Origin of the sequence: Herpetosiphon geysericola, assembly GCF_001306135.1 — a bacterium.
In the GTDB taxonomy this organism is placed as follows: Bacteria; Chloroflexota; Chloroflexia; order Chloroflexales; family Herpetosiphonaceae; genus Herpetosiphon; species Herpetosiphon geysericola.
This window is the reverse complement of sequence record NZ_LGKP01000040.1, coordinates 271,776-281,525: the sequence shown is the minus strand read 5'-3', so window position 1 is coordinate 281,525 and position 9,750 is coordinate 271,776. Positions and strand designations below refer to the sequence as shown.

Annotated in this window: 9 protein-coding genes; all 9 read right to left on the bottom strand. The window is 53.0% G+C overall.

Annotated elements, in window-relative coordinates; genetic code table 11:
- Positions 1–216: 216 nt before the first annotated feature.
- The gene (locus SE18_RS25320) at positions 217–1,125 is read right to left on the bottom strand and encodes an ABC transporter permease (protein ID WP_054537267.1); all 909 of its coding nucleotides are present in this window, start codon (positions 1,123–1,125) and stop codon (positions 217–219) included.
- Positions 1,049–1,999, bottom strand: coding sequence for an ABC transporter permease (locus SE18_RS25315; RefSeq protein WP_054537266.1), 951 nt, complete (start codon positions 1,997–1,999; stop codon positions 1,049–1,051). The genes SE18_RS25320 and SE18_RS25315 overlap by 77 nt, the downstream gene beginning before the upstream one ends.
- Positions 1,996–3,549 carry an ABC transporter substrate-binding protein gene (locus SE18_RS25310; protein ID WP_054537265.1) on the bottom strand — a complete coding sequence of 518 codons (1,554 nt, stop codon included), beginning with the start codon at positions 3,547–3,549 and terminating at the stop codon, positions 1,996–1,998. The genes SE18_RS25315 and SE18_RS25310 overlap by 4 nt, the downstream gene beginning before the upstream one ends.
- Positions 3,550–3,638: 89 nt before the next feature.
- On the bottom strand, positions 3,639–4,385 hold the full coding sequence (locus tag SE18_RS25305) for an SDR family NAD(P)-dependent oxidoreductase (protein ID WP_054537264.1): 747 nt from the start codon (positions 4,383–4,385) through the stop codon (positions 3,639–3,641).
- 9 nt (positions 4,386–4,394) lie between these two features.
- Positions 4,395–5,381 carry a 3-oxoacyl-ACP synthase III family protein gene (locus tag SE18_RS25300; protein WP_054537263.1) on the bottom strand — a complete coding sequence of 329 codons (987 nt, stop codon included), beginning with the start codon at positions 5,379–5,381 and terminating at the stop codon, positions 4,395–4,397.
- A gap of 24 nt (positions 5,382–5,405) precedes the next feature.
- Positions 5,406–6,659 carry a glycosyltransferase gene (locus tag SE18_RS25295; protein ID WP_054537262.1) on the bottom strand — a complete coding sequence of 418 codons (1,254 nt, stop codon included), beginning with the start codon at positions 6,657–6,659 and terminating at the stop codon, positions 5,406–5,408.
- Complete coding sequence (locus SE18_RS25290; RefSeq protein ID WP_054537261.1) at positions 6,656–7,957, bottom strand: F390 synthetase-related protein; 1,302 nt, start codon at positions 7,955–7,957, stop codon at positions 6,656–6,658. The genes SE18_RS25295 and SE18_RS25290 overlap by 4 nt, the downstream gene beginning before the upstream one ends.
- The gene (locus SE18_RS25285; protein WP_054537260.1) at positions 7,954–8,769 is read right to left on the bottom strand and encodes an MBL fold metallo-hydrolase; all 816 of its coding nucleotides are present in this window, start codon (positions 8,767–8,769) and stop codon (positions 7,954–7,956) included. Before SE18_RS25285 ends, SE18_RS25290 begins: the two co-directional genes overlap by 4 nt.
- Positions 8,770–9,750 carry an NAD-dependent epimerase/dehydratase family protein gene (locus SE18_RS25280; RefSeq protein WP_054537259.1) on the bottom strand — a complete coding sequence of 327 codons (981 nt, stop codon included), beginning with the start codon at positions 9,748–9,750 and terminating at the stop codon, positions 8,770–8,772.

Here is a 9,750-nt window from a genome sequence, read left to right as displayed (position 1 = left end):
TGGGCATGGACGGTGCTGCGCGAGCGCGTGCTGGGGGTGTTACCACCGGATTGGACACTGCGGATTCCGCAGATGCGGCGGCTGTTTGGGGCATCCACGACGCGACGACCGCACCAAGCATCCGCCGTCGTCGCGTGGTTCGCCGCATGGAATCGTGCATTGGAGGCTTAAGTTACCACCTATGCCCCTAATCCCCCAACCCCGATCTCCATTTCCTTACCTTCTATCATGATCTACGCGATCGCGCAGGGCATTGCCCAAGAGATTAATCCAAAGCACGGTGGTGGCGATGCACAGGCCAGGAATTATCATCAGGCGTGGCTCACGTTGAAAAAATGTCCGCGATTCATTAATCAAATTACCCCATTCAGGCGTTGGTGGGTTGAGGCCAAAGCCAATAAACGATAAGGCCGAAAGATTCAAAATCACGCTGCCAAAGTTGGTCGTGGCAACCACAACAATCGCGCCAAAGAGGTTGGGCAGCACATGCCGGGTTAATATCCCCAGCGGCTTGACCCCAATTACTTGCGCACCTTCGATATAGGGCATTGCCAATTCTTTCATGATCAAGGCCCGATACATTCGCGCATACCACGTCCAATTGGTCAACACCAAGGCCAGCAGCAAATTACCAAACGAGCGCGCCAGAATCGCACTCAGCGCCAATGCCAATAATACTGCCGGAACTGCTTGCAAGGTTTCAGTGATTCGGCTCAGCAGATAATCCAGCCAGCGCGGCCCCAAGGCGCAACATGCGCCAATGAACAAGCCCAAACAGCTTGTGCCAAGGCAAACTAATGCCGCTCCCGCTAACGACCAGCGTCCGCCGATCAATATTCGAGCTAAAACATCACGCCCAAATTGATCGGTGCCAAGCGGATTGCTCAACGATGGCGGATTCAACCGTTGCCCAATATGTTGCGCCAGCGGATCGACCTGCCAAAATAATGGCCCAATACTGACTGCCACAACCATGAGCAGCAACATTCCAGCGGCCACGCGCCCAATGCTGCTTAATTGCGGCTTTGTGCGTTGCTCTTCAACCTGTTTAGCGTTGGTGAAGTTGGCGGAGCCGTGGGTCAAGCGCTGCCATGCCGAGGTCAGCGCACCAGTTAGCGACAACATAGATTCCTCCTGCAATCAACACCGCCAAACCCAAAACTGGCATATCGCCAATTAACGCTGCCTCAACCGCCATGCGCCCAATCCCAGGATAGGCAAAAACATGCTCAATAATCACTGTCCCAGTCAGCAAAAATGCTATTTCTAGGCTCATTGGGGTGATCAGGCTGGCCGCAACATTAGGCAGGGCATGGGCAAATAACAAGCCATATTCCGAACGCCCTTTGGCCCGCGCAGTTACGATGTATTGTTGATTCAGCACATCGAGCGTCGTCGCACGCACGAGCCGCGAAGTCAGGGCTATATTGGGCAAGGCCAAAATAATAGCTGGCAGAAGCATGCCTTTAAATGTGGCACTGCCCAAGGCTGGCAACCAACGCAGTTTGGCAGCAAAGACCAAAATCAGCACCAAGCCAATCCAAAAGCCAGGAATTGCCGCCCCGATGACTGCCAACAGTTGCGCCGCATGATCTAATAAACTGTGGCGTTTGATAGCACTGAGCAAGCCCAAGGGGATTGCAATGCTTAGTGAGAGCAGCAAGGCCAAGCCTGCCATCAGCAAGGTCGCTGGCAAACGCTCGCGATACATCAGCCAAACAGGCTTGCCCGAATGGTAGCTGTTGCCAACATTGCCCTGTAGAATGCCGCCAATCCAATTGCTATATTGGTTAATCAACGGCTGGTCGAGGCCAAGCTCGCGCCGTTTGGCCTCGACCGCTTCGACTGGCGGCGCATCGAGGCCGTTGGCATTCAACAGCATGCGGGCTGGGTCGCCTGGGGCTGCATGAATAATCAGAAAGGCCAGCACGCTGACCATCCATAAGACGATCAGCCCGCTGAGCAAGCGCCCAGCAATGTGGCGAAGCAGCGTACTCATTGATTGAGTTTCAATTCCTTGGTGATCAAATACACATCATTGGGATTTGGCACATAGCCACTGAGGCTGCCCTTACGATAGGCCGTAATCAGCGGCGGGCTGGCAAGGTATACATTCACCGGATCGTTTTTGACCTCGGTTTGAATCCGCTTGGCAATTGCGATTCGTTTGGCATGGTCTTGCTCGGCGCGTAGCTCTGCAAAAGCGCTTTCAATTGCTGGGTTGCTATAGCCAGTGTAGTTGTAGGCCGCACCTTTAATTAGGGTCGTGCCAACCGTATATTGGGGATCTGGCGAAGTGCCGATGGAATACATACTGGCGTTGAAGTTGCCTTTTTCGACGATTTCGCCAATATCGGTCACTTCCTTGACCTCGACGGTGATCCCGAGGTCTTTTAATTGGGCTTGAATCGCGATTGCCATCAAGGTTAGTTCGGCGCGGCCTGGGTAGCTGTGCAAGGTAAATGCCAGTGGTTGGCCATTTTTGCTGCGCATTCCATCGCTGCCGACAACCCAGCCTGCTTGGTCAAGCAATGTGGCTGCTTGGGCTGGATCAAAAATTTGGGCTTCGACAAGTTCAATCCCAACACTTGCTGGATAGAGATTGGTTGCGACTGCACCTTGACCATCAAGCGTCGCTTGCAACAATGCTTGGCGATCGATTGCCAATGTCAGCGCTTGGCGCACCAAACGATCATCGAATGGTGGATTTGCACTATCCAACATAACATAATGCATACGCGTGCCAGCAACGCTCTGAAGCTCAATATCTGCTGGTAGGCCGCTGGCCAGATCAGGCGCAACATTGGTCAACAGATCTAAATCGCCGCTTTGCAACGCCAAAGAACGGGCATTGGCATCGGGAATTTTCTTGACAATGATTTTTTGCAGGCCTGCCTGACCATCCCAATAATTGGCAAAGCGTTCGAGCACCAATTCTTGGTCTTTTTCGAGGCTGATTGGTTGATACATGCCAGTCAAAACTGAAACGCCATTCAGCGCAGGCTTGTGAATGACGAAATTCCAGTTGGCAAGGCTATAGGGAATGCTGCCTTCAGCTTGGCTGGTGCTCAAGTTGAGGGTGTAATCATCAATCACTGTGGTTTTGCTATCTGCAGGAATGAAGTTTTTGGCGGCACTCAAGTTTTGCCAGCTACTGTTGAATGAGGTAACTACATCGCTGGCCTTGAGTTCGCTGCCATCGTGAAAGCGCACACCTTGGCGCAGTTTAATTTGCCAGGTCGTAGCATCGAGCGCGCTGACGCTTTCGGCCAACCACGGCTTAAGCTGGTTATCGGCTGTAAAGCGCATGAGGGTTTCGCCTGCGCCATAGGTCACCATGTTGTAGCCAGTCGAGCCTTGAGCTACATCCAAACCAACTGGCAGATTGATACCAGTACCAATCCGCAACACGCCATTTGGATTGGCCGTTTGCTCGCTCGTTGCATTCGTCGAAGTTGTTGTTTGAGTTGTTTCGCTGGCTGTGCCACAGGCGATTAACAGATTGAGAAGCAGAATCAGCCCTGAAAGCTGAGCACCAAAACGCCGCATTGCCAAACCTTTCATTAGTAATTATTGATATTAAGTATCAACAAGGCAACAATTGTAATTGGCTGGGTTTGGTTTGTCAAATGCTTGGGCTAGGCGCTCCAAAGCTTGATTAGCTGGCGATGATAGCGTTTGAGTAATGCTTGGAGCAGTTTTGGGCTGTAGCGTTGCAGCCAAAAAAGCAATCGATCATTGATACTCAGTATAATTTCGGTTTCGCCTGCCAAATAGTGCCGAATAATGTGCTCGCCTACGTGGTTTGGCTCGGCTAGGGGAAAACGGTGGCCGCTTTGTTTGGCCATAGCAGCGGTCATTGCGGTTTTGCTGGCTGGCGGATAGGCCCGCACAACCCTGATTGTGGTTTCCGCGGCGAGCGCCAAGCCCCATGCCTCAAGTGCCGCTTTGCTCAGGCTATACAGGCTTGCGCCGGGCATGGCAACCCTGCTGACCGTGCTGCCCACAATCAAGATTGCTTTGGGCAAGAGTTGGCGGGTAAGCCAAATTGGGGCTACCAGATTGGCATTAATTGCAGCTAAAATGTTCTGTTCAGGCAGCTGCTCAAAAACGCCACCAGCCAAAATTGCTGCATTATGAATGATTAAATCGAGCTGAAGATAGCGGTGTTTAATCTGGTTGGCGAGTGTTTCCACCGCCTGCTGATCACTTAGATCGCAAACAATTGGCCACGCTTGGCCGCCTGCCTGGGTAATCAAGCCAGCACTATGGGCTAGCTTTTCTGGGCGCCGACCAACCAAAATAATTGTCGCACCCCGTTTGGCCAAGGCCAGCGCCATGGCCTGACCAAGGCCAGTGCCAGCCCCAGTAATCAACACAACCATTGCCAATTCCTAGTAAATTAAGGCCACCACGCCCAAGGTGATGCCAGCGCCCGAGCCAAGTAGCACCAGTCGATTGCCGCGTTGGATGCGGCCCTCGGCCACAGCTTCGGCCAAAGCCAAGGGAATTGAGGCAGCAACACAATTGCCACGTTTGGCAAAATTGCTAATCACTTGATCAGCTGTAAAGCCTAAGCGCACTTGCACTTGCTCAATTGCATGGCGGTTGGCTTGATGTGGAATCAAAGCATCGACTTCGTGATTTTGCCAGCCAAGATCGAGCAAAAATTGCTTTACAAATTCCTGAAGCTCACGAAACACAAAGCGAAACGCCAACGGCCCTTGCATCGAAAACCAATTCATGTCAGGCGTGGTGGTGGCTGCATTGGGATGCTGGTTAGAGCCGCCGCCGCGAATTTGAATCAAATCGCTACCATTGCTCCAAGTGGTAAATTGGCTTCGTTCGAGGCTGCTGCTGCCATCGCCACGCTCCAAAATAACTGCCGCCGCTGCATCGCCAAACAAGGCTGTCGATTGCCATTCGTTGGGGTTGAGCGCAACCGAAGCGCGTTCAGTGCTGACCAACAGCACCCGTTGATATACTCCGCTGGCAATCAAGGGCGCTAACAATTGCAAGCCAAACAGAAAACTTAAACAGGTAGCGTTTAAATCGAAACATGCGCTCCGACCCGCTGGTGCTTGTAAAGCCTTTTGCAACAATGCGGCGGTACATGGAATGTATTGATGCATGCCTGCCGCTGCCACCACAATCAAATCGATACTATCAAGCTCATACTTGGCATCGGCGAGCGCTTGTTGCGAGGCTTGGACTGCCATCGTCAAGGCAGTTTCTTCCACCGCATAACGGCGCTCGGTAATGCCCGTAGTGCGCTCAATGATGCTTGGATCAACCCCAAAGCGCTCGGCTAATTCGCTTGTGGTAACGATGGTTGCTGGAACGTAAGCGCCGATGCCGGCGATGCGCAGAGGAAACTGCATAGTACTACCTCGTCATTAAAAAGTTCAAAATCGTTGGTCTAGCCATGCGATTGCTTGTTGTACGCCATGCTCAGTGGCTAGTTTGCTGGCGATCTGCTGGGCTGCGAGTTGATAATCAGTGCGTTCGCTCAGGCTGCGCAATAGCTGCGCCAAACGATCGATCTGCAATCGATTAGCTGGCACAGGCGCTGGCCCATTTTTTAAAGCATACACCCGCTGGCCCCAAAAATATTGGTCGCCCAAAAATGGCGTGACCAACGCTGGCTTGGCGGCATGCAATGCGGTTGCCGTTACGCCTGCCCCGCCATGATGCACCACCGCCGCAACTTGCCCAAACAGCCAAGCATAATCCAAGCCATTAGCTGCAACGCAATTGGCTGGGAGCTGGCCCTGAGCCAAATCGCCCCAACCTTGGTTGATAATCAATCGCACCTTGGCTTTTTGGCTGGCTGCAATCAGCAATTGGCTTAATTCCGCGCCCCGCTGTTGGCCATGGATCATACTGCCAAAACTCACGGCGATTGGGGCTGGGCCTGCTGCCAGCCAATCACTCACTGCCGCTGGCGCTTGCCAATCTGACGCTGGTTCGAGCATCCAATAGCCGGTAATTGAGCCAGAGTTCTGCCAACGTGCAGGCGGCGGCGCAACCAACGCGCTATAGGCATACAAACTTGGCGGCTCAAACTGGCGGCTACGTTGCCACAGTTGACCGACACTCAAGCCTGGTCGTTGCAAAACCTGTTGCCGCGCTTGATTGAAGGCCATGCGCAACACTTGCCATTGCACTTGTTCGGCTAGCGCATAGCTCATGCGGCGATAGGCAGGCCACGCCAATTGCGGCGTAAAATGATGCGCCGTTTGGCTGCTAGCGCCATACGGATGCATATGCACCACCACCACCGGAATTTGCAAATGCTCAGCGAGATGTAAAGCAGGCCAGAACCCTAAACTCGCCACAATCAAACAATCTGCATCACGACAGGCGGCTAACGCGTCGGTCATTAATTGCTGAATAATTGGCGGCGTTTGGTGCAGAAATTGTTTGATAATCGCGCCGCGACCTGCTGCCAAGCCCGCTGCCATTTGCTCAGGATCAAGCAAGGCTTGAATCGAGCCAATCAAGGGTGCAAAGCGACAACCATAGCCTTCGACCAGCGCCCAATAATCGTGGGCGGCGGCGATAACAACCTGATGCCCTTGGGCCTGCAAACCAAGCGCCAAAGCGATAAACGGCTGTACATCGCCCCGTGAGCCAAGCGCCAAGATGCAATAGTTCATTGCCGAATTACACGCCGACGTTTATTCAGCGTCCCATAATCGATTGCTGCAAAATGGATGCTCAAATGATACGCGCTACAACCATATTCTGCTAGTTGGCGCTGAATCTGCTGCTCAACTGCTGTACTAACCAATGTAGCATCCGCCGTATCTGTTATGGTTAATCGAACCTGAAGCTGATCATCTGCTGGCTGGATGATTTGATATTCTTGAATTGCCGGATGGGCTAGGAGAATGGCGCGACGCAAGCTATCAGGGAACATTGCTTGGCGCTGACCATGAGCTGTAAAGTAGCAAATGTCATCGCGTCGCCCCTCAATTTGCTCGATTACTTTGAAGCTGCTGCCACAGCTGCACGCCTGCGAACTTAGGCGCAACACATCGTTCAAGCGATAGCGAATAATTGGCTGGGTGCGCCGCCACAAATCGGTTACATACGGCGTAACTCGGCCTTGACCCAAATCCTCAAAATCGAGCGCCACCAAATCTTCTTGAATGTGCAAGCTGCCGTGAGCACACGAAATGGCCAGCAAACCTTCGGTTGCTTGATAGATTTGCTCGATTGGAATGCCAAAAAACGTGCTGAGCTGCGTTTGTTCATCTGGGGCTAGTGCATCGGCCACACTGATCATGCGCTCAGGGCGATGGGTCAATTTGCCGTTTTGGGCCGCCGCGAGCAATTGCAACAGCAACCCAGGCGGCGCAACGATAATTGTTGGCTGGTAGGTATTTAGCATTGCAAGCTGTGGCTCAAGCGCTTGGGTCAAATCAAAATAGCGAAATTGAATCAAACGCCCGCCCAACTGTTGGTAAAGATTGCTGTTGGCACGCAGAAAAAAGGCGATTTTGGTTGGCTTGATGTGGTGCAAGGTGCGGGCCAAAATCGTGCCAACCCACAGCAATTGCTCGGCGGGGCTCAGCAAAAACAAGCCACGATGCCCCGATGTGCCCGACGAAAGCCCAACCGTCAGATCGCCCAAACGCGGCACAAAATCGCGCTCTTGCTCTGCTTGTTGCGCCAGATCGAAGGCCGCCGCTGCTGGCACTTCCAAGGTATTGAATTCACGAAAATTGGCCATCATCAAGCGTTTATCAACCATAGGCAAATTGCGCCAATCGCGCAGGTCGTGGCCTTGCCAATGCTGGCGATAAAAGGCTGAATGTTGGGCCACCCAAGGAATTAATTGTTGCGCCTTGGCAGCTTGAAAATCTCGCAAGCGCTGCCGATTCAGCCATTGCCAACGCCAACGCGCTCGCCCAAAATACGCACCTGTGATTAACATATCGCTGATGCTCATGTGTTGGCTACCTCGCTGGCATAGATTTCTGGGCAATGGCAAGGCACAATCAACACCTCGGGATAGGCTTGGGCAAACGCACTCAAGCGCGCCAAGGTTGTGGCCATGGCCTTAGCATCGTCGATCATAAAATAGGTGATTGGATGCGGCAACACTTGTTCGCGAATTGCCCGCGAATGCCACGCGCCATCAGCAGCCAGCAAGATTGGGCGTTGATTGGCAACATACATGCCAATTTGGCCGCGTGCATGGCCAGGCAATTCAACCAAGCGCAATAGTCCATCGCCAAACAAATCGTGGCTATTGCCCAAGGCAAACAATGGCTGATCGTTAAATGTATGAATTAAATGCAGGCGTTGGTGCCAATTTTGGGGAAATAAGCTTGGGATAATCCCGCGCCGCAAGGCATTAATCCCCTGAACTTGGCTAACCAACTCAAACGCCGCCGCCGAAAGATACAACTCGGCCTGCGGAAAATCGGCCAACGCGGCGACGTGGTCGGCATGCGCATGCGAAAGCACAATCCAGCTAATATCGGCGGCGCTCAAGCCATAGTTTGGCAGTTGATTGATCACTTCTAGTGCTGGCGACAAGCGCAGTGGCGTAGCCCGCCGATAGAGCGACCACGGCAAATGCTCGGTTGCACTGAGCATCGCTTGGCTATAACCAACATCAAACAAGCCCCAACCACGCTGAGGATGGTCAATCAAGGCCACAACTGCATGGCAATCGATAATTTGGCTGCTGCCATCGCGCAACATATGATATTCGGGCACGCGGCAAATTCCCGTATCCAGCAAGAAAACCTGCATTTAATCCACCTTTGTTGGCTGTTTGAGGGCGGCGATTGTGCGTTGAATGCCAAGCTCAAGGCTAATTTGTGGTTGATAGCCCAAATCGTGTTGAGCTGCAACGATTGAATGGGTTTGGCTACGCGCCAAGGCCAACACGCTATAACGGGTCAATAATGGCTCGCGCTTGGTTACTGCACTGATACTTTCCATTATTCGCGCCATCAACAATGCCACAGGTAAGGGCATTGGCCGCAACTGGCTCTGCACGCCCAACTCTGCCAGCACCCGCCGAATGACCGCCCACAGCTGCGGATGTTCGGCGTTGGTGATTGTATAGGCCTTGCCAAGCGCCGCTGGTGCAGTTAACGCCAGCTCAATCGCATGCACCACGTTTTCCACATAGGTTAAATCAACCAAATTTTGGCCAGCACCAAATTGACGTAAGCGCCCAGCTCGTGCCGCAGCAATAATCCGTGGCAACAAGGCTTGGTCGCCTTCGCCAAAAATCGCCTTGGGCCGCAACATGACGCTTGGGGTTGGATGAGCCAGCACCAATTGCTCGGCCTGCTGTTTGCTGGCTGAATACAGCGAGATTGGTCGCGCCGGATAGGGCGCAGTGTCGACTAAATCAAGCTGATCGCGGCCATTGGAAAGAACGCTTGGTGATGAAATAAACACCAAGCGTCCAATATTGTGCGCAGCACAACCAGCCAGCACATGCGCGGTTCCGTCAACATTAATTGCCTGAAAATCGCTCCGACTGCCCCACGGCGCCGAAAGTGCCCCGCTATGCACCACCAGATCGCAACCAGCGCAGGCCGCAATTACTGCATCACGCTCGCGTAAATCAGCAGTAATTGGCTCAATGCCAGCGCGCACAAGCTGCGGAACCTGCTGCCAACGGCGCCCCAAGCCAAGCACCGTATGGCCAGCTTTTTGCAGGGCCAAAGCGGTGTGCGAACCCAAAAAACCAGTTGCCCCAGTGACTAAAATACGCAT